This is a genomic window from Amycolatopsis sp. 3B14, assembly GCF_050958625.1.
Taxonomy (GTDB): domain Bacteria; phylum Actinomycetota; class Actinomycetes; order Mycobacteriales; family Pseudonocardiaceae; genus Amycolatopsis_E; species Amycolatopsis_E thermoflava.
The window spans coordinates 191,013-209,584 of sequence record NZ_JBHZEN010000003.1 but is presented as its reverse complement, the minus strand read 5'-3'; the positions used below and the strand labels follow the sequence as shown (position 1 = coordinate 209,584).

Annotated in this window: 18 protein-coding genes; 10 read left to right on the top strand and 8 right to left on the bottom strand. The window is 72.3% G+C overall.

Annotation, left to right across the window (positions count from 1 at the left end):
* The first annotated feature begins 13 nt into the window (after positions 1 to 13).
* Complete coding sequence (locus ACCP09_RS02370; protein WP_433742851.1) at positions 14 to 742, top strand: MIP/aquaporin family protein; 729 nt, start codon at positions 14 to 16, stop codon at positions 740 to 742.
* Positions 743 to 1,023: 281 nt separating this feature from the next.
* Here ACCP09_RS02370 and ACCP09_RS02365 read toward each other — a convergent pair whose 3' ends face one another.
* Together ACCP09_RS02365 and ACCP09_RS02360 are read right to left on the bottom strand one after the other, a co-directional pair.
* Positions 1,024 to 1,944 (bottom strand): alpha/beta hydrolase, encoded by a 921-nt coding sequence (locus tag ACCP09_RS02365; RefSeq protein ID WP_433742849.1) that lies wholly within the window; start codon positions 1,942 to 1,944, stop codon positions 1,024 to 1,026.
* A gap of 12 nt (positions 1,945 to 1,956) precedes the next feature.
* Positions 1,957 to 3,594 (bottom strand): flavin-containing monooxygenase, encoded by a 1,638-nt coding sequence (locus tag ACCP09_RS02360; RefSeq protein WP_027930288.1) that lies wholly within the window; start codon positions 3,592 to 3,594, stop codon positions 1,957 to 1,959.
* Between the two features lie 176 nt (positions 3,595 to 3,770).
* Between ACCP09_RS02360 and ACCP09_RS02355 the strand changes: the two genes are divergently transcribed.
* Positions 3,771 to 6,086, top strand: a complete 2,316-nt coding sequence (locus ACCP09_RS02355) for an ATP-binding protein (protein WP_433742846.1) — start codon at positions 3,771 to 3,773, stop codon at positions 6,084 to 6,086.
* A gap of 88 nt (positions 6,087 to 6,174) precedes the next feature.
* Here ACCP09_RS02355 and ACCP09_RS02350 read toward each other — a convergent pair whose 3' ends face one another.
* Complete coding sequence (locus ACCP09_RS02350; protein WP_433742844.1) at positions 6,175 to 7,017, bottom strand: helix-turn-helix domain-containing GNAT family N-acetyltransferase; 843 nt, start codon at positions 7,015 to 7,017, stop codon at positions 6,175 to 6,177.
* Between the two features lie 106 nt (positions 7,018 to 7,123).
* Between ACCP09_RS02350 and ACCP09_RS02345 the strand changes: the two genes are divergently transcribed.
* Positions 7,124 to 8,455, top strand: coding sequence for an FAD-dependent oxidoreductase (locus ACCP09_RS02345; RefSeq protein ID WP_433742842.1), 1,332 nt, complete (start codon positions 7,124 to 7,126; stop codon positions 8,453 to 8,455).
* Between the two features lie 53 nt (positions 8,456 to 8,508).
* On the top strand, positions 8,509 to 8,670 hold the full coding sequence (locus tag ACCP09_RS02340; RefSeq protein ID WP_410468314.1) for a hypothetical protein: 162 nt from the start codon (positions 8,509 to 8,511) through the stop codon (positions 8,668 to 8,670).
* On the opposite strand, the gene ACCP09_RS02335 is transcribed toward ACCP09_RS02340, so the two are convergent.
* On the bottom strand, positions 8,660 to 9,172 hold the full coding sequence (locus ACCP09_RS02335) for a DinB family protein (protein WP_433742840.1): 513 nt from the start codon (positions 9,170 to 9,172) through the stop codon (positions 8,660 to 8,662). The two genes, ACCP09_RS02340 and ACCP09_RS02335, sit on opposite strands and share 11 nt — an antisense overlap.
* 39 nt (positions 9,173 to 9,211) lie before the next feature.
* Positions 9,212 to 10,027: an arsenite methyltransferase gene (gene arsM / locus ACCP09_RS02330; protein WP_433742838.1), complete on the bottom strand. Its 816-nt coding sequence runs from the start codon at positions 10,025 to 10,027 to the stop codon at positions 9,212 to 9,214.
* Between the two features lie 98 nt (positions 10,028 to 10,125).
* Here arsM and ACCP09_RS02325 point away from each other — a divergent pair, with 98 nt between their 5' ends.
* From ACCP09_RS02325 to ACCP09_RS02315, 3 genes are read left to right on the top strand one after another with little or no spacing between them, the layout of a single operon-like run.
* A complete protein-coding gene (locus tag ACCP09_RS02325) occupies positions 10,126 to 10,482 on the top strand; it encodes an ArsR/SmtB family transcription factor (RefSeq protein ID WP_433742922.1) in 357 nt (118 codons plus the stop codon).
* Complete coding sequence (arsB, locus tag ACCP09_RS02320; protein ID WP_433742836.1) at positions 10,479 to 11,540, top strand: ACR3 family arsenite efflux transporter; 1,062 nt, start codon at positions 10,479 to 10,481, stop codon at positions 11,538 to 11,540. The genes ACCP09_RS02325 and arsB overlap by 4 nt, the downstream gene beginning before the upstream one ends.
* On the top strand, positions 11,537 to 11,938 hold the full coding sequence (locus ACCP09_RS02315) for an arsenate reductase ArsC (RefSeq protein ID WP_433742834.1): 402 nt from the start codon (positions 11,537 to 11,539) through the stop codon (positions 11,936 to 11,938). The genes arsB and ACCP09_RS02315 overlap by 4 nt, the downstream gene beginning before the upstream one ends.
* Here the strand turns inward: ACCP09_RS02315 and ACCP09_RS02310 are convergent, their stop codons facing one another.
* Together ACCP09_RS02310 and ACCP09_RS02305 are read right to left on the bottom strand one after the other, a co-directional pair.
* Positions 11,939 to 12,352, bottom strand: a complete 414-nt coding sequence (locus tag ACCP09_RS02310) for an HD domain-containing protein (RefSeq protein ID WP_433742832.1) — start codon at positions 12,350 to 12,352, stop codon at positions 11,939 to 11,941.
* A 498-nt stretch (positions 12,353 to 12,850) separates the two neighbouring features.
* On the bottom strand, positions 12,851 to 13,420 hold the full coding sequence (locus tag ACCP09_RS02305) for a TetR/AcrR family transcriptional regulator (RefSeq protein ID WP_378332059.1): 570 nt from the start codon (positions 13,418 to 13,420) through the stop codon (positions 12,851 to 12,853).
* A 169-nt stretch (positions 13,421 to 13,589) separates the two neighbouring features.
* On the opposite strand from ACCP09_RS02305, the gene ACCP09_RS02300 reads away from it, so the two are divergent.
* Genes ACCP09_RS02300 through ACCP09_RS02290 form a run of 3 tightly spaced genes read left to right on the top strand, consistent with a single transcriptional unit; the run spans position 13,590 to position 17,159 of the window.
* Positions 13,590 to 14,042, top strand: coding sequence for a (2Fe-2S)-binding protein (locus ACCP09_RS02300; RefSeq protein ID WP_433742830.1), 453 nt, complete (start codon positions 13,590 to 13,592; stop codon positions 14,040 to 14,042).
* The gene (locus ACCP09_RS02295) at positions 14,029 to 14,988 is read left to right on the top strand and encodes an FAD binding domain-containing protein (protein ID WP_433742828.1); all 960 of its coding nucleotides are present in this window, start codon (positions 14,029 to 14,031) and stop codon (positions 14,986 to 14,988) included. Before ACCP09_RS02300 ends, ACCP09_RS02295 begins: the two co-directional genes overlap by 14 nt.
* The gene (locus ACCP09_RS02290; RefSeq protein WP_400988438.1) at positions 14,988 to 17,159 is read left to right on the top strand and encodes a xanthine dehydrogenase family protein molybdopterin-binding subunit; all 2,172 of its coding nucleotides are present in this window, start codon (positions 14,988 to 14,990) and stop codon (positions 17,157 to 17,159) included. The genes ACCP09_RS02295 and ACCP09_RS02290 overlap by 1 nt, the downstream gene beginning before the upstream one ends.
* Before the next feature lie 66 nt (positions 17,160 to 17,225).
* Here ACCP09_RS02290 and ACCP09_RS02285 read toward each other — a convergent pair whose 3' ends face one another.
* Positions 17,226 to 18,440 (bottom strand): oxygenase MpaB family protein, encoded by a 1,215-nt coding sequence (locus ACCP09_RS02285; RefSeq protein WP_433742826.1) that lies wholly within the window; start codon positions 18,438 to 18,440, stop codon positions 17,226 to 17,228.
* Between the last annotated feature and the right edge of the window lie 132 nt (positions 18,441 to 18,572).

Genomic DNA, 18,572 nt, shown 5'->3' with positions numbered 1-18,572 from the left:
TCAGGAGAACTCGATGGGGAGCATCTTCCTTTCCGAGCTGATCGGCACGGCGCTGCTCGTGCTGCTCGGCTGCGGGGTTGTCGCCAACGTCGCCCTCACCGGATCGAAGGGATACGGCGGGGGCTGGCTGCTGGTCAGCTTCGGCTGGGGTCTCGCCGTGTTCGCGGGCGTCTACACCGCCGCCCGGTCCGGGGCCCACCTCAACCCCGCCGTCACGCTCGGGCTGTGGATCGCCGGGCAGGACTTCGCCCCCGGTGTCGCCGCCGACCTCCCGCACGCCGCCGTCTACGCGGCCGGGCAGCTCACCGGCGCGATGGCCGGCGCCGTCCTCGTCTACCTGTGCTACAAGAAGCACTTCGACGCCGAGACCGACGCCGGCGCGGTACTGGGCGTGTTCGTGACCGGGCCGGCGATCCGCACCCCCGCCTGGAACGTCGTCACCGAAACGATCGCCACCTTCGTCCTGGTCTACGTGGTCCTGCTCCTCGGCGGAACACCGTCCGGCCTCGGCCCGCTCGCCGTCGCCCTCCTGGTCGTCGGGATCGGCGCCTCCCTCGGCGGCCCGACCGGCTACGCGCTCAACCCCGCGCGCGACCTCGGCCCGCGCATCGTCCACGCCCTCCTGCGGCTCGGCCGCAAGACCGGATCGGACTGGGCGTACGCGTGGGTCCCCGTGGCGGGGCCGTTCCTGGGTGGTCTCGTGGCGGGCTTGGCCTACCACGTCAGCCCGCTGCCGCTGTGAGGCCAGGCCGACAGGAACGTCAGCTCACGCAGGTCGAGCACGACCGCGGCCGGCGGTCGTGGCCCGCCCCGGCGGAATCGTGCGGCGCGCACTCGGCGCGGGATTCACCGACGGTTCCGTTTCGGACCCGTCGGGCAGCGTCGAGTTCCGGTGCGGCAAGTGCTCGCTCGCCGACGCCGCGGCCGCGCACGTCGACATTCGGGCCGGGCACACGCGCGGACGTCGGGTCCTCTCGCTGCGCGGAGGCCCCGCGAGTGCGGGACCTCCGCGCAGCGCCACGGTCAGAGCACCGCGCGCAGGTGCTCGACCACCGCCCGGTGGATATCCGCGCCGCGCGGGATCGCGGCCGTGGCCCAGTACGCGGCGTGGACCAGGCCGTCCATGCGCACCGCGCGGGCGTCCGTGCCGGCCGCGCTCAGGGCGTCCGCGAAGGCCTCGCCCTCGTCGCGGAGTGTGTCGTACTCCGTGGTGACCACCAGGGTCGGCGGGAGACCGCTCAACTCGTTGCGATCCAGCGCCAGCCGCGGGTCCACGGCGTCCTCCGGGCTGACGCAGTACTGCGCGCCGAACCACCGCAACGCGTCCAGGTGCAGCAGGTACCCCTCGGCGTACTCGCGGCGTGACGCGGTGTCGGCCACCGGGTTCACCAGCGGGTAGACCAGCGCTTGGGCGCGCACGGCCGGCTCGCCCTCGTCGCGGGCCCGGATGACCGCCGACGCGGCCAGGTTGCCGCCGGCGCTGTCCCCGACGACCGCGATCCGCCCCGGGTCGCCGCCGTGCGCGGAGATCTCCTTGGCGGTCCAGCGAAGCGCGGCGAACACGTCGTCGTGCGCGGCGGGGAACTTCGCCTCGGGCGCGAGCCGGTAGGTGACCGACACGACGACGGCTTCGGCGTCGAGCGCGAGGGCGCGCACGGGTTCGTCGACGACGTCGAGACCGCCCGCGACGAACCCTCCACCGTGGACGTACAGCACGACCGGGAACGGCCCGTCCCCCGGTGGCACGTAGATCCGCGCGCGGTGGGCCGGGTCCGGCCCGTAGGACACCTCGCTCGTCCGGGAGAAGCCGCGCTTGGGTTTCTGCAGCCCGGTGAACGACGCGATCGTCTCCCGGGTGGCCTCGAGGCCGATCTTTTCGAACGACTGGAAACCCTGCTGCGCCAAGCCGTCGAGCAGAGCGCGGACAGCGGGATCGAGTGGCATGACTGCTCTCCTTCAGGCGAAGACGCGGGAAGCGGACGACAGGGTGAAGCCCTCGTAGCCGGCGGCGACGACCTCGTCGCACTTGGCCCGGTAGGCCGGGGCGCCGCCGAGGTAGACCAGCACGCGGCGCGGTTTGCCGGGGATGTTGTTGCCCATGTACCAGGACGTCGGCGAGTCCGGCAGCAGCGTCGCCTCGGCCAGCTCGTTGGTGTGCGCCACCCACGCGGCCTCCGCCGACGGCTCCGGCTCGATGACGTCCAGGCCCCGCTCCCGCAGGTGGTCCAGGGCCGCCACGGTGAAGTCGACGTGGTCCTCGATGGCGAGCGGCATGTTGTAGAGCACCGACGGGCTCTGCGGGCCGGTGATCATGAACAGGTTGGGGAACCCGGCGGCCATCAGACCCAGGTAGGTCTGCGGCCCGTCGGCCCAGTGGTCGGCCAGCCGCAGCCCGCCGCGGCCGGTGATGTTCATGGCCAGCAGCGGCCCGGTGCACGCGTCGAAGCCGGTGGCCAGGATCAGCATGTCGAAGTCGTGCTCGGTGCCGTCGGCCAGCCGCACCCCGGTCGGGGTCACCGCGGCGATCGGGTTGCCCTTCACGTCGACCAGATCGACGTTCGGCCGGTTGTAGGCCTCGTAGTAGTCGGTCTCCAGCGGCGGCCGCTTGGTGCCGTACGGGTAGCCCTCCGGCGCCAGCAGCTCGGCCTTGGCGGGGTCGTGCACGCGCTCCCGGATCCGCTCGCGGATGTAGGAGGCGACGGTGTCGTTGGCGGCCTTGTCGAACAGGATGTCGCCGAAGGAGTCGATGAACAGCCGAAACCCGCCGCGGTTCCAGCGGTCGTCGAACACCCGCCGCCGCTCCTCCGGCGACACGGCCAGCGCCGAGGGCTGCACCTCGGAGTAGGGCACGCCGAGGAAGTGGTTGCGCGAGGCGTCCCGGATGGCGCGGTAGTCGGCCTTCTCGGCGGCCTCCTCATCCGGCCGGGTCGGGTAGTTGCCGATCGGGGTGGCGTAGTTGGGGGTCCGCTGCAGGACGGTGAGGTGGCCGGCGGTCTTGGCGATCTCGCTGATCGCCTGGATGCCGGACGAGCCGACGCCGATGATGCCGACCCGCTTGCCCTCGAACGACACCTCGTGGTGCGGCCAGTTGCCGGTCATCAGGACCTCGCCGGCGAAGTCCTCGACACCCGGGAACTCGGGTTCCTTGGGCACGGACAGGGTGCCGGCGCCGGAGATGACGAAGCGGGCCCGGTGGGTCGTCCCGGCGCTGGTGGTCGCGGTCCACATCGCGTCGGTGTCGTCCCAGGTCAGGGACACCACCCGGGTGTTGAAGCGGAAGCTGCGGCGCAGGTCGTAACGGTCGGCGACGTGCTCCAGGTAGGACAGGATCTCCGCCTGGGCGGGGAACCGCTCGGTCCAGTGCCACTCCTGCTGCAGCTCGTCGTCGAACGAGTAGGAGTAGTGCACGCTCTCGATGTCGACGCGGGCGCCGGGGTAGCGGTTCCAGTACCAGGTCCCGCCGACGTCGCCGGCCGCGTCGAAGCCGATGACCTGCATGTGCCGCCGGTCGCGCAGGACGTGCACGGCGTACAGCCCGGCGAATCCGGCGCCGACGACGATGGCGTCGTGGGTGGTCGGCTCGGTTGACACCACTGATCCAGCCTCCTCGATGGTTCGGGTGTGATCGCCGCTACAGGCTGCGGCCGGCCGGAGCGGACGGGACAGGGTGAAACCACCCCATTCGCCACCCCATCACTGCCCGGGAGGCACCCGCGTGTCCTACCGTTGTCACGCGGTGTCCAGCGGCGGGCGGCGAGATCGGAGGCGTCATGGGCGACGGTGCCCCTGGGGGGCCGCGGCAACCGGCGGCGGCGCTGACCAGCTTCGTCGGCCGCAGGCAGACCCTGGCGCAGCTGGAGTCGGAGCTGCGCGCGCACCGGTTGGTCACGGTCACCGGGCCGGGCGGGGTGGGCAAGACGCGCACCGCGATCACCGTCGCCGGCCGCCACGGCGGTGTGCGCATCGTGGAACTGGCCAGCGTCACCGACGGCACGCAGGTCGCGCCCGCCGTGGCCACCGCGCTCGGCGTGCCCGACCAGTCCAACCGGGACGCCGTCGACCGGATCGCCGACCACCTCGCCGGCGCCGCCGTGCTGCTGGTCCTGGACAACTGCGAGCACGTCCTGCACGCCACCGCCCGGCTGGTGCTGCGCCTGCTGGCCGAGCTGCCGGGGCTGCGGGTGCTCGCCACCAGCCGCGAGCCGCTGGGGATCGGTGGGGAACGGGTCCACCTGCTCGCGCCGCTGGCCGTGCCGGAGGAGAGCGACGCGGCGGGCACCGGCGCCCTCGACCACGTGCCCGCGGTCCAGTTGCTGGTCGACCGGGCACGCGCGGTGCTGCCGGACTTCGCGGTGACGCCGGAGAACCGCGCGGCGGTGGTGGCGCTGTGCCGCCGGCTCGACGGTCTGCCGCTGGCGATCGAGCTGGCCGCGGTGCGGCTGCGGTCGCTGTCGGTGTCGCAGGTGGTGCAGCGGCTGGACCGGCGGTTCCACCTGCTCGCAGGCACCGACCCGGCCGCCGATCCGCGGCAGCGGTCGCTGCGCGCGCTGATCGACTGGAGCCACGACCTGTGCGCCCCGGACGAGCGCCTGCTGTGGGCGCGGATGGCGGTGTTCCCGGCCTCGGTGGACCTGGAGACGCTGGAGCGGGTGTGCGGGTTCGGCGACCTGACCGGGGACCGGCTGTTCGACGCACTCGACGGTCTGGTCGGCAAGTCCGTCGTGGTGGCCGACCGCAACGGCGAGCAGGTGCGCTATCGCCAGTTCGTGACGCTGCGCGAGTACGGCGCCGAACTGCTGGCCGCCTCGGGCGAGGCGGACCTGCTGCGGCGGCGGCACCGCGACCACTTCGCCTGGCGCGCCGCGGAGTGCGTCGGCCGCTGGTGCGGCCCGCACCAGGCGGGCGACCTGGCGCGGCTGCGGGAGGATCACCCGAACCTGCTGGCCGCCCTGGCGTGGTCGGCCGACACGCCGGGCGAGGCGGCGGCCGGGGCACGGCTGGCGTCACTGCTGCGCTACCACTGGATCGCGGGCGGCTTCCTCAGCGACGGCCGCCGGTGGCTGGAACGCCTGCTCCCCCAGCTCGAACCCGGCAGCCCGGAACGGGGCGAAGCGTTGTGGGCGGCCGCGTGGGTCGCGCTGATCCAGGGCGATCGCGGGGTGGCCCGGACCTACCTGAAGGAGTGCGCGGTCATCGCGGACGCACTCGAGATGCCGGGGCTGCGGGGGCACGTGCGGTTGTGGCGGGCACTGCTGAACCTGTTCGAGGGCGATCTGCAGGCCGCGATGGGCCTGTACCGGCAGGCGATCGCGATCCACCGGCGCGGCGGGGACACCGGGCTGGCGCTCACCGCGTCCTTCCAGCTCGCGATGGCGCAGGCCTACGCCGGCCGTCCACGCGAGGCGCTGGCGACCTGCTCGGCGGTGATCGAGGAGGCCTCGGCCGTCGGGGAACGCTGGAACCGCGCGTACGCGCACTGGGCGTCGGCGATCAGCCACCTGCACCTGGGCGAGGTGGCGGCGGCGCGCACGGCGATCGCCGCGGCGATGCGCATCGAACAGGATTTCCGCGACGGCGTCTGCACTGCCCTGTGCACGGAGGTGTGCTCGTGGGTGGCGGCGTCCTCGGGTGATGTGGCCGACGCCGCGGCGCTGGAAGGGATGGCCGCGTCGGTGTGGCACCGGATCGGCACGTCGCTGGAGGCGTTCGGACCGCACGCCGCCCGCGAGGGGCGGCGGCACTACGCGGCGGTGGACTCCGCGCTCGGCCCGGCCGCGGCGGCGATCAGGGAGGAGCACGCCGGCGTGACGCTGCCGGAGGCGGTCCGGCTCGGCCTGGACCTGGTGGTGTCCCAGAGCGGGCGGAGCCGCCCGGCGCCGCGCGTGCCCGACTCGCCGTTGACCGCCCGGGAGCGGGAGATCGCCACACTGATCGCGCAGGGCTTGAGCAACAAGGCGATCGCGGCCCGGCTGACGATCTCACCGCGCACAGTGGACGGTCACGTGGAGCGGATGCTGCGCAAGCTGGACTTCACCTCACGCACGCAGATCGCGTCCTGGGTTTCGGCGAGCAGCGCGGTGCAGTGATCGAGGTGGCGACGACCGCTCGTCCACCTCGAAGCCGGTGGCGCTGACGTTCTTGCTGTGACTTCGAGGCCGCCTCGGCCGGCGGTCGTCAGCTGATGTTGTTGCGGCGTTCGAGAAGAACGGTGTCGTGCCAGGCGCCGTCGCGCTGGGCGATGCGTTCGCGGATGCCGATGGTGCGGTAGCCGGCGGAGTGGTGCAGGGCGAGGCTGGCGCGGTTCTCCGTGAAGACCGAGGTTTGCAGGGTCCAGTAGCCGGCTTCGTCGAGTGCGATGACTTGCCGGCGGATGAGGGCTTTGCCGATACCCCGGCCGCGGTGGCCGTCCGCGACGTAGATCGACGTCTCGGCGACGCCCGAGTAGCACTCGCGGGTGGAGACCGGTGTGGCGGCGGCCCAGCCGACCACAGCGCCGTCGATCTCGGCCACCCACCGCTGCCCCGCGATCCATTTCGCGTCGAGGGTGGCGCGGCTGGGGACGGTGGTCTCGAAGGTGGCGATGGCGGTGTCCATGCCTTCGCCGTAGATGCGGCGGACCGCGGGCCAGTCGTCGTCGCGCAGGGCCCGGACGGTGACGTCTGCGGGCACGTCTTCCGGGCAGCACGGACGCGGCGCGAGCAGCCCCATGACCGCGTCGGCGGCGTGCGGGAGGCCGGCGCAGCAGGCCGCGTTGACCGTGACGATGGTGGCGGTGCCCTCCTTGCGGACCTGCACGAACCCGACGTCGGCGAGCTTGCGCACGTGGTGCGAGCACGTGGACTGGCTGATCCCGAGCAGCTCGGTCAGGGCGCCGACGGTGATCCCGCGGGGCGCGGTGGCCACCGCGTGCAGCAGCCGCACCCGGGTCGGCTCGGCCAGGCAGGCGAACCAGTCGGCGTAGGTGGCGGCTTCCCCGTCCGGCAGGACCTGGGCCTGGGGGTCCACAGTCGTCGTCATGCCCCCGAGTGTATCGACCTGAATCGATGGTTGCTTCGATCGACGCCGGTCGATAGAGTCTGCCGCAACGGTGCTCAATCGAGCTGGATCGATGAAAGGGGTCGGGATGAGCGAGCTGCCCGTCGTGGTGGTGGGGGCCGGGCCGATCGGGCTCGCGGCCGCCGCCGAGTTGCTGGAGCGGGACCTGGAGCCGCTGGTGCTCGAACGCGGGCCGCAGGCGGGGGCGTCGGTGGCGCAGTGGAACCACGTGCGCTTGTTCTCGCCGTGGTCGGAACTGGTGGCCCCGGCGGCGGGTCGGCTGCTGGAGACCACCGGCTGGGAACGCCCCGCCGCCGACGGCTACCCGACGGGGCAGGAATGGGTCGCGCGTTACCTCGCCCCATTGGCGGCCGCGCTGGGCGATCGCGTCCGGCTCGGCGCCGAGGTGGTGGGCGTGGCCCGCCGCGGCCGGGACCGGGTGGTCGACCACGGGCGCGACACCGAGCCGCTGACGGTGCACGTCCGGCACACTGACGGCCGCGAGGAGCTGATCACCGCGCGGGCGGTGGTCGACGCATCGGGCACGTGGACCCAGCCGAACCCGCTGGGCGGCGACGGCCTCCCGGCCCTGGGCGAGCGGGCCGCCACGGACCGCATCACCTACCAGGTGCCGGATCTGCAGGACCCGGCCGTGCGCGTCCGGTTCGCCGGCAAGCACGTCGCTGTCGCGGGCAGCGGGCACTCCGCGCTCACGGCGCTGGTCGCGCTCACCGGTGTGGAGGGGACGCGGATCAGCTGGATCCTGCGCCGCGGCTCGGTGGGCAACACCTTCGGCGGCGGCGAGGCCGACCAGCTGCCCGCTCGCGGCGCGCTCGGGCTGCGCGCCAAGGAGGCCGTGGAGTCGGGGCTCGTGCGGGTGGTCGCGGGGTTCCGCACCGAGGCGGTGGAGCGTGACGAGCAGGGGCTGCTGGTGTTGCGCTCACTGGACGGGGGAACCGTGGAGGGCGTGGATGAGGTCGTCGTGGCGACCGGGTTCCGGCCGGACCTGTCCTGGCTGTCGGAGCTACGGCTGGAGCTGGACGCGACGCTGCAGGCGCCGGTCGCGCTCGCGCCGCTGATCGACCCCAACGTGCACTCCTGCGGCACCGTTTACCCGCACGGCGCGAAGGAACTCGCGCACCCCGAGCCGAACGTGTACCTGGCCGGGATGAAGAGCTACGGCCGCGCACCCACGTTCCTCGCCATGACCGGCTACGAGCAGGTGCGCTCGATCGCCGCCGCACTGGCCGGGGACCACGAGGCGGCCGCGCGCGTGGAGCTGGTGCTGGCCGAGACCGGGGTGTGCGGCGGGGCGGGCCTGTTCGACGAGCCCGCGGCTGACGCCTCGGCGGGCGGGTGCTGCGGCGCCCCGGCCGAGCCGGAGCTGATTTCGCTGTCCGCGCCGCCGGCGAACCGGTGACGGTCGCGGTCTCCGCGCAGCCCGACTCGGTGCAGTGAAAGGGTTTTCCTGTCATGCCTGACGCCGTTGTGATCGGCGGCGGCCAGGCCGGTCTCGCCTCGGTCCACGCCGTGCCCGTGGGCTCGAGCCCGTCCTGCTCGAGGCCGGTGACGAACCGGTCGGGTCCTGGCCGCACTACTTCGGCGTACCTGGCCCGGCGGCTGCTCACGCGGTGAAAGTGAGCTGCCGCCGGTGGAAGGCGAAATGCCGGGCCGGATACCGGTAGACGTCGGCCAGGGTCATGCGAGGCGTGAAGAACGGATCCCAGCGCACCGGGTAGTGCATACCGCGCGCGAGGTCGGCTTCGGCGGCGCGGTCGAGGCTGCGGTGCAGGGAAGCGACGATGCGGTCGAACCACCAGCCCATCCACCGCGGCCCGAGCAGGCCGCCGCCGCACGAGCCCAGGTAGTTCACGACGTCGAACGGCGCCGCCGCGGCATCGAGCGCCCGGGCGAACCCGCGGCTCACCGGATCCGGCAGGCGCCCGACCACACGCACCAGCAGCTGCAGAGCCCGCACGACCTGGTAGCCGAACAGCATGTGGAACAACAGTTGCCGGTTGGTCCAGCGGGTGCCGCGCGACGGCCGGCGCATGTCGGCGGCCGTCGCGGCGGCCAGCAGCGCGTGGAAGGCGGCGCGGTCGCGTTCCCACTGCTCGTGCACCGCTCGCCGATCCATCGTCCGTCCCTTCCCGGCCCAGCGTGACACCGCCGGGTCTCAGCCGCAGCAGCCACCGTCGGCAGAGTTGATGACCAGCGGCAGCTCCCGCCTCGCCACCGCCTCGTGGGGTTTGGTGGCGCGGACGATCGCGGAGTGCATGTTCTCGGCCGCTTCGTGCGTCGGCGTGATCTCGACGCCGGTGAACCCGGCCTCGGCCAGCCCCTCCCGGTACTCCGCGAACGACAGCGCCCCCGCGATGCAGGCGGTGTACTCGCCGCGCTCTGCTCGCTCGCCGGCCGTCAACTGGTCTTCGGCGACGACATCGGAGATGCCGAGCCGCCCGCCGGGCTTGAGCACGCGGAACATCTCGGCGAACACCGCGGGCTTGTCGACCGACAGGTTGATCACACAGTTGGAGATGATCACGTCGACCCGGTTCGCCGGGAGCGGGATCGCCTCGATGTGCCCCTTGAGGAAGTCGACGTTGGCCGCCCCGGCCTTCTCGGCGTTGGCCAGCGCCAGAGCCAGCATCTCCTCGGTCATGTCCAGCCCGTAGACCTTGCCGCCCGGCCCCACCCGCCGCGCGGACAGGAGGACGTCGATACCGCCGCCGGAGCCCAGGTCGAGCACCGTCTCCCCCGCCCGCAGCTCGGCCACGGCCAGCGGATTGCCGCAGCCCAGGCTCGCCAGCACCGCTTCCGTCGGCAACGACGACCGCTCCGCTTCGTCGTACCAGCCGCCGGTCAGATCGGGCATCTCGCTGGAGCATCCGCCGCCGCAACACGACGCCACCGCTCCCGCGCTCGCCCGCACCGCGGCCTCCGCATAGCGCTCGCGCACCTGTTCACGCAGCTCCCGTGCCTGCTCACCCATCCCGAACACCTCCACACCCGAGGATCGATGCCTGTCGATGAAAACCGTGCTCCTCTGAATCGATGGACGTCAAGATAGAGGTTTGTTTAGATAGAGGAATGTCGAAGCAGTTGCCGCTCGCGGAGGACGCCGCCTGTTGCTCGCCGCTCGTGCGCGAGCCCCTGTCCGAGCCGCAGGCCGCGGAGCTCGCCCGGGTGTTCAAGGCGGTCGGCGACCCGGTGCGGTTGCGGCTGCTGTCGCTGATCGCCTCGCACGACGGCGGTGAGGCGTGCGTGTGCGACCTGACCGGGGCGTTCGAGCTGACCGGCCCGACCATCTCGCACCACCTCAAGGTGCTGCGTGAGTCCGGGCTGATCACCGGCGAGCGGCGGGGCACCTGGATCTACTACCGGGTCCAGCCGGAGACGCTGGCCCGCCTGTCCGCCGTCCTCACACCGGCGGCGGTGACCGCGTGACCACCACCGGCGTCGCCGGCAGACTGTCCACCCTGGACCGCTACCTGCCGGTGTGGATCGGCGCCGCGATGGTCCTCGGGTTGCTGGCCGGGCGCTGGATCCCCGGCCTGGAGACCGGGCTCGACGCCGTGGCCGTCGACGGGATTTCGCTGCCGATCGCGCTCGGTCTGCTGGTGATGATGTACCCGGTGCTGGCCAAGGTCCGCTACGACCGGCTGGGCTCGGTCACCCGCGACCGGAAACTGCTGTGGCCCTCGCTCGTGCTGAACTGGCTGATCGGCCCGGCGCTGATGTTCGCGCTGGCCTGGCTGCTGCTGCCGGATCTGCCCGAGTACCGCACCGGCCTGATCATCGTCGGCCTGGCCCGCTGCATCGCCATGGTCGTCATCTGGAACGACCTCGCCTGCGGCGACCGCGAGGCCGCCGCCGTGCTCGTCGCGCTCAACTCGGTGTTCCAGGTGATCATGTTCGGCGTGCTGGGCTGGTTCTACCTGTCGGTGCTGCCCGGGTGGCTCGGTTTGGACACCACGACGCTGAGCGTGTCCGGCCGGCAGATCGCGAAGAGCACGCTGATCTTCCTCGGCATCCCGCTCGTGGCCGGATACCTCACCCGCCGTTTCGGCGAACGCGCCCGGGGGCGCGACTGGTACGAATCCCGGTTCCTGCCGCGCATCGGGCCGATCGCCCTGTACGGGCTGCTGTTCACCATCGTCGTGCTGTTCGCCCTGCAGGGCAACCAGATCACCAGCCGGCCGCTCGACGTCGCCCGCATCGCGCTGCCGCTGTTGGTCTACTTCGGACTCATGTGGGCCGGGTCCTACGCGCTGGGCACGGCGATCGGCCTGAACTACGAGCGCACCACCACGCTCGCCTTCACCGCGGCGGGCAACAACTTCGAGCTCGCCATCGCCGTCGCCATCGCGACCTTCGGCGCCACCAGCGGCCAGGCCCTCGCCGGGGTCGTCGGCCCGCTGATCGAGGTGCCGGTGCTCGTCGCGCTCGTCTACGTCTCGCTCGCCCTGCGCCGCCGGTTCACCACAACGGAGATCGCCCGATGACCACACCCGAAGTCCTCTTCGTCTGCGTCCACAACGCCGGCCGCTCCCAGATGGCCGCCGCGCTGCTCGACCACCACGCCGCCGGGCGGGTCACCGTGCGCTCCGCCGGCTCCGCCCCCGCCGACACCATCAATCCGGCCGTCGTCGAAGCCATGCGCGAAATCGGCCTCGACCTGTCGAAGGAATTCCCCAAGCCGCTGACCACGGATGCCGTGCAGGCCGCCGACGTGGTGATCACCATGGGCTGCGGCGACGCCTGCCCGGTGTTCCCCGGCAAGCGCTACCTCGACTGGCAGCTCGAGGACCCGGCCGGCAAGGGCGTAGACGCCGTGCGACACATCCGGGACGAGATCGACCGGCGCGTCCGGGCGCTGCTCACGGTATTGGTGAGCAGCTGATCAGCGGGAACGCCCGCGGAGGAGCTCCGCGGTCCGCGCGACCGCCGCCGCGCGCTCGCCGCGGTTGATCGCCAGCGCCCGGACCACCGGATCGTCCGGGCCGCGACGAGCCTCGATCTCGGCCATCCGGTCCTCGAACGAGACCGGCTCGCCCCACGGACTGGTGCTCATGTCGCAGTACCACAACGCGTCCCGCATCGGCCCGCGCTCGTCCGGGAACTCGGCGAGCTCGCTGGCCAGCCCGCTCAACGAGGCGACGGCCGCCGCGCCCGAGTGGTGAGCGACCAGCGCGCACACCCGCGACGGGACGCCGAGCCGGGCCAGGAACCGGGCGCCGTCCAGCGAGTGCAGCCCGGTGGCCGACACCGGACTCGCGTACCCGATGTCGTGCAGCCACGCGGCCGCGACCAGCACCGCTCGCTCGGCAGGCGGCAGGACCGGGACACCTCGCCGGCGCGTCCGGCCACTCCCCGGGTGTGCTGCCAGCGGCGCGGCAACTCCCCGGCCAGCAGAATCTCGGCCGTGCCGCGCGCCCAGTCCACGAGATCCACGGTCGGTGAGTAGGGCGCCACAGGCGTCGCGCGCAGCCGCGCCCGGACCGCGCGTTCCACCAGAATCGGGACGTAGGCCCGCACCGGGGCGTCGTCGAACCGGGCGAACTCGCGCGCCACCCACTCGTGCACCACACCGGGCGCGAACTGCGGCCGTTCCAGGCGCAGAAGCCCTTCCAGCCGCCGGATCTCCTGCTCACCCCGGCGCCCGTGGGCGATCTTCTCCAGTGTCCCGGGCACGTGCTCACCCCTTCTCCACACGACCCGCGAACGCGGCCGGAGCCACCGACCCTGCCAGACGGCTACCCGCGAGTACAGCGCGCTACCCCAGCGAAGTGACCTTCGTCCTCGCCCGCGATGCTCAGTCCGCGCGGAGACCGCGCCACACGAGGTCCACCAGGTCCGCCGTCTGGCGCTGCCAGTCGTCCTCGGGGTCGAGGTGGAGCAGGCCCAGCAGGCTGCGCATCACGGTCTCGACGTCGACCCCGGGCCGCACCAGGCCCGCCTCGGCGCCGGCCTCCAGCAGCGCTTGCATCGCCTCCCGGATGGACTGGACGGCGCTGGCCGGCAGCGTCCCGCGCTGCGCCGTCGCCTCGGCCAGCGCCTTCGCCAGCCCGCGCTTGGTCATCATGTACGGCGCGAGGTGGTCCGTCACCCAGGTCCGGAACGCCCCGGCCGGGCCGGCGTGCTCCAGCAGCTCCGGCACCACCTCCAGCAGGTGCCGGACCTCCCGCTCGTAGACGGCCAGGATGAGGTCCGCGGCCGCCGGGAAGTGGCGGTACACCGTGCCGACGCCGACCCCGGCGCGCTTGGCGATCGCGTTGAACGACACCTCCCCCGACTCGGCGAGGGTCTGCGCCGCGACGGCGAGGATGCGCTCGTGGTTGCGGCGGGTGTCGGCACGCCGTGGGCTGACCGAACCCGTCGTCATTGGTCCCTCCCTCGCCGTTCCGGTGCCGCTTCACCGTAACCCGCCCACCTGGAGCTGCTCCGGGCGTACTCTTCGTTGCGAAGCGGATTGTAATCCGATACCGTCGAGAGCAAGCGGATAACTATCCGCTCCGTTTCCGGACCCACCACGCCGTCAGGGAAGAGACCCAGTGGACATCTCACTCGAAGTGAACGGCCACCCCGAACAGCTGAGCGTCGATCCCGGCGTCACGCTGCTCGACGCGCTGCGCGAACGGCTCGGGATCACCGGCCCCAAGAAGGGCTGCGACCGCGGCCAGTGCGGCGCCTGCACCGTGCACGTCGGCGGACGGCCCGTGCTGTCCTGCCTCACCCTCGCCGCCACCGTGACCGAGCCGGTCACCACCGTCGAAGGTCTGTCCACAGGGGACGAGCTGCACCCCGTGCAGCAGGCCTTCGCCGACCAGGACGCCCTGCAGTGCGGCTTCTGCACGCCGGGGCAGGTCATGTCCGCGGTGGCCGCCATCGAACAGGACGTCGCGGACGTCCGCGAGTTCATGTCGGGCAACCTGTGCCGCTGCTCGGCCTACCCGAACATCGTCCGGGCCGTGGAGCAGGCGAGGAGGGCCGATGCGAGCCTTTGAGCTGACCGCCCCGGCCACCGTCGCCGAGGCACTGGACCCGTCCGGCACCTTCCTGGCCGGCGGCACCACGCTCGTCGACCTGATGAAGCTCGACGTCCTGACCCCGCAGCGCGTCCTGGACATCAACGGGCTGCCGCTGCGCGGCATCGACACCGGTGACGGGCTGCGGATCGGCGCGCTGGAGCGGATGGCCGACATCGCCGCGCACCCCGGCGTGTACCCGGCGATCTCGCGCGCCCTGCTGCTCAGCGCGTCCCAGCAGCTGCGCAACATGGCGAGCATCGGCGGCAACCTGATGCAGCGCACGCGGTGCACGTACTTCCGCGACGTGACCACGCCGTGCAACCGGCGCGAGCCGGGCAGCGGCTGCCCCGCGCTCGACGGCGCGAACCGGATGCACGCGGTGCTCGGCACGAGCGACAGGTGCGTCGCCACCCATCCCAGCGACGTGGCGGTCGCCCTCGTCGCGCTCGACGCCGAGGTCCGGCTCGCCGGCCCGGACGGCGAGCGCACCGTCCGGATGACCGACTTCTACCGCACGCCGGGCGATACCCCGCACGTCGAGCACGACCTGCGGCCCGGCGAGCTGATCACCGAGGTGGTCGTGCCGCGGCTGGACTGGGCCACGCGCTCGACGTACGTCAAGGTGCGGGACCGGCAGTCCTACGAGTTCGCGCTCTGCTCGGCCGCGGTCGCACTCGACGTGCGGGACGGGGTCGTCGCCGACGCGCGGGTCGCGGCCGGCGGCGTGGCCACCGTGCCGTGGCGGCTCACCGCCGTCGAGGCCGCCCTGCGCGGGAAGCCGGCGACCGAGGAGTCGTTCACGGCCGCCGCCGCGCTCGCCACCGACGGCGCGCGGCCGCTGTCGGAAAACGCTTTCAAGCTGTCCCTGCTGCCGCGGACGATCGTCCGCGCCCTGCTCGAAGTCACCGAGGGGAGCCGCTGATGCCGGCACGCCTGGACGCGCCACTGAAGGTCACCGGCGGCGCGAAGTACGGGGTGGACCACAACTTCCCGGACATGGTCTACGGCTACATCGTGGTCAGCACGATCGCGCACGGCGAGATCGAAAGCATGGACGTCACCGCCGCGAAGAGCGCGCCGGGTGTGCTCGGCGTGTACTCCCCCTTCGACCCGCTGGTGCTGAACCAGGTCACGATGCCGATGTTCGGCGAGACGTGGGTTCCGCTGCGCGACCGGCAGGTCACCTACGTCGGCCAGCCCATCGGGTTCGTCGTGGCGGAGACGTTCGAGCAGGCGCGGGACGCGGCCATGCTGGTCGAGGTCACCTACCGGGAACTGCCCGCGCTGACCTCGCTGGAGGACGGGCTGGCCACGGCCATCGAGGCGTCGCCAGGGCACGTGGACGCGCCGCCGACGCTCAGCGTGCTCGAAGACGGCGTCGAGTCCATCGAGGACGCGATCGCCGCCAGCCCGGTGGTCGTCGACGCGACCTACCGCACGGCGTCGCAGAACCACACGCCGATGGAGCCGCACTCGGCCGTCGCGGTCTGGGCCGACGACACCCTCACCGTCTACAGTGGAAACCAGGGCGCCCACCTGCAGGCCATGGAGCTGGGGATGGCGCTGGGGCTGGACCCGGCGGCGGTGCGGGCGGTGAACCCGTTCGTGGGCGGCGCGTTCGGCGGCAAGGGCCGCACCTCGGCACCCGCGTTCCTGGCGGCGGCCGCGTCCCGCGCGCTGGGCAGGCCGGTCAAGGCGTCGCTGACCCGCGAGCAGGTGTTCACGGTGACGGCGGGCCGCGCGGCGACCGTGCAGCGGATCACCCTGGGCGCGGAACGGGACGGCACGCTCGTCGCGCTGCGGCACGACTCGTGGTGCAGCACGGACACCGCGCGCTCGTTCATCGAGCCGACCTCGCACGGCACGTCCCGCGAGTGGTACGCGACGCGCAACCTGCAGATCAGCCAGCGGATCGTGCCGCTGAACCTGCCGCCGACCACGTTCATGCGCGCGCCCGGCGAGGCGCCCGGCTCCTTCGCGCTGGAGAGCGCGATCGACGAGCTGGCCGACGCGCTCGGCATGGACCCGATCGAGCTGCGGCAGCGGAACAACTCGCTCGCCCCGCCCGGCAAGGACCTGCAGTGGTCGAGCAAGCACCTCGACGAGTGCTTCCGCATCGGCGCGCAGCGGTTCGGGTGGGCCGACCGCAGGCCGGGCGGCCGCACCGACGGGGACTGGCTGGTCGGCATGGGTGTGGCCGTGGCGATGTTCCCCGCCCTCCGGTTCCCCGCGTCGGTCGGGATCACGCTCAACGCGGACGACACGGCCGACATCGCGACCAGCGGCGCGGACCCGGGCACCGGCCTGCTGACCGTGCTGTCCTTGGTGGGCGCCGAATCGCTGGACATCCCGGCCGACCGGATCACCCCGCGCCTCGGCGACTCGGCGCTGCCGCCGGGCGGGATGTCCGGCGGGTCCACCGCCACCGCGAGCGCGGGCACGGCGATCATGGCGGGCGCCGCGCAGGTGATCGACGAACTCCTCGCGCTGGCCTCGGCTCCCGGGGCGCCGTTCGCCGGTGAGGAGGTCACCTACGCCGACGGCCGCGTCCACGGCGACGGCCGGTCGATGACCTTCGGCGAGGTGCTGCGCGCGGTGGGCAGGCCGAACCTCAGCGCGGTCGGGTCGTCGGCGCCGGGCGAGGAGCTGACCAAGCACTCGTTCAGCTCGTTCGGCGCGCAGTTCGTCGAGGTCCGGGTGCACCGCCTCACCCGCGAGGCCCGGGTGTCGCGGATGCTCGGGGTCTTCGACGGCGGCCGGATCATCAACGACAAAGCCGCGCGCAGCCAGCTCAGCGGCGGCATGATCTGGGGCGTGTCGGCGGCGCTGCACGAGGGTTTCGAGGTGGAGCGCAGCGGCCGGTTCGCCAACGCCGACCTCGCCGGCTACCTGATCCCCGTCAACGCCGACATCCCGGACATCGAGATCGAGTTCGTGGAGTACCCGGACACGCTGCACAACGACCTCGGCGCGCGGGGCCTCGGCGAGATCGGCACGGTGGGCGTGGCGGCGGCGGTCGCCAACGCGATTTACAACGCGACCGGCATCCGGGTCCGCCACATCCCGATCCGGATCGAGGACCTGCTGGACTGACCCACCCGGTTTCGATGAGCGCGGGCCGGCCGGTGCACTTCACCGGCCGGTCCTGTCGCGCGCGGATCAGGCTCCGGGGCGGTTCCCGGTGGGGATGGTGATCGGCGTGGTCGTCGACGACCCGCCCTTGTTCAGGAACAGCATCGCGATCGCCCGGATGAACTGGTCGAACATGTAGAACCCGGCGGGCGCGACGGGCAGCAGGCCCTCCCGGAAGGCGATGTAGGCGGGCCAACCGGCGCGGATCAGTCCGGCCGCCGCGTAGTCGCGCTTCAGCCCGAGCCAGTCGCCGATCTCGTCGCTCAGCACGTAGCGCACGAACTCGTTCAGGAACCCGCGCGTGACGCCCAGGTCGATCTGCGCGGTCAGCCCGAGCAGGTCCTCGGCCAGCTCGTGGCCCTCGAACGTCGGCGCGAGCAGCGGGGTGAGCACCGACGCGGACTGCGCGTCCGCCTCGGCCCACGTCTTCGGGATGAACTCCTCCCGCACGCCGAGCAGGTGGATGGCGACCTGCCACGAGTGCAGGAAGGCCTCCTCGTCCGCGGCCGACATCGGGACCTTCCACTCGATCAGCTTGCGGTGCACGAAGGTGCCCAGGCTGTGGAAGGTGATCAGGATGTCGCCGTTGCTGATCGGGATCTGCTTCTGCTCGTCGGCCACCGCCCGCCAGTGCGGCGACTGCGGCAGCAGGTGCCGCACCGCGGCGTGCACCAGGCGCGTCTTGTTGGCGGTGACCACGAACTGGCCCGACGGCTCGAACGCGTTGAGGTCGCTCAGGTCGTAGCCGAAGGTGAACGTCTTCGCCGCGCGGTCCTGCATGTCCGCGCCGCCCGCGGACCAGTAGACCGACTTGGCCTCCCGCGGGATGACCGTGCTCATGATGCCGCTGCCGAGCCCGTACAGCATGAACAGGTAGGTGTCCTTGCGCCGGTTGAAGTCCGCGGCGCGGCGCAGCTTGACCGGGTCGGCCCAGGCGGGCAGCTTGTTGGCCTTCTGCAGCCAGGCCGACAGTTCGGCGGGCAGGCCCGCGGGCAGTGGGTCGCTGTTGTTCACCCACGACGCCATCGCGGTGTTGACCGCCGGGATCCGGCCCTCGGCGAAGAGCCGGGCCACCACGGCGTCCACCTCGTCGTCCCAGACCCACCACGGATCCGCGCCCGTCCCGGTGCCGGCCACCGAGCCGGCCGGGGACCACGCCCACGCCGGCGTGGCGCTCGCCGAGCCGACCAGACCCAGGGCGACGCCGAGCGACAGTGCTTTCCGTCGATTGAGATTGGTCATTTACTTACCCAGCTTCCTTGGTAGGTTTCGTGCGGCGTTCGTTGCCAGTTCGGAGGGAGATTTCTCATTAACATATCGAGCACGCAGGCCGGTCGGCAAGAGGAGCTGCGTGCGGCGTGGTTGACTGGCGCG

What these genes read in the sequence shown, in the direction of transcription:
- ACCP09_RS02370 (WP_433742851.1), top strand. Translation starts at nt 14, where the DNA reads ATGGGGAGCATCTTCCTTTCCGAGCTGATCGGCACGGCGCTGCTCGTG.
- ACCP09_RS02365 (WP_433742849.1), bottom strand. Translation starts at nt 1,944, where the DNA reads ATGCCACTCGATCCCGCTGTCCGCGCTCTGCTCGACGGCTTGGCGCAG.
- ACCP09_RS02355 (WP_433742846.1), top strand. Translation starts at nt 3,771, where the DNA reads ATGGGCGACGGTGCCCCTGGGGGGCCGCGGCAACCGGCGGCGGCGCTG.
- ACCP09_RS02350 (WP_433742844.1), bottom strand. Translation starts at nt 7,017, where the DNA reads ATGACGACGACTGTGGACCCCCAGGCCCAGGTCCTGCCGGACGGGGAA.
- ACCP09_RS02345 (WP_433742842.1), top strand. Translation starts at nt 7,124, where the DNA reads ATGAGCGAGCTGCCCGTCGTGGTGGTGGGGGCCGGGCCGATCGGGCTC.
- ACCP09_RS02340 (WP_410468314.1), top strand. Translation starts at nt 8,509, where the DNA reads ATGCCTGACGCCGTTGTGATCGGCGGCGGCCAGGCCGGTCTCGCCTCG.
- ACCP09_RS02335 (WP_433742840.1), bottom strand. Translation starts at nt 9,172, where the DNA reads ATGGATCGGCGAGCGGTGCACGAGCAGTGGGAACGCGACCGCGCCGCC.
- arsM (WP_433742838.1), bottom strand. Translation starts at nt 10,027, where the DNA reads ATGGGTGAGCAGGCACGGGAGCTGCGTGAACAGGTGCGCGAGCGCTAT.
- ACCP09_RS02325 (WP_433742922.1), top strand. Translation starts at nt 10,126, where the DNA reads ATGTCGAAGCAGTTGCCGCTCGCGGAGGACGCCGCCTGTTGCTCGCCG.
- ACCP09_RS02315 (WP_433742834.1), top strand. Translation starts at nt 11,537, where the DNA reads ATGACCACACCCGAAGTCCTCTTCGTCTGCGTCCACAACGCCGGCCGC.
- ACCP09_RS02305 (WP_378332059.1), bottom strand. Translation starts at nt 13,420, where the DNA reads ATGACGACGGGTTCGGTCAGCCCACGGCGTGCCGACACCCGCCGCAAC.
- ACCP09_RS02295 (WP_433742828.1), top strand. Translation starts at nt 14,029, where the DNA reads ATGCGAGCCTTTGAGCTGACCGCCCCGGCCACCGTCGCCGAGGCACTG.
- ACCP09_RS02290 (WP_400988438.1), top strand. Translation starts at nt 14,988, where the DNA reads ATGCCGGCACGCCTGGACGCGCCACTGAAGGTCACCGGCGGCGCGAAG.
- ACCP09_RS02285 (WP_433742826.1), bottom strand. Translation starts at nt 18,440, where the DNA reads ATGACCAATCTCAATCGACGGAAAGCACTGTCGCTCGGCGTCGCCCTG.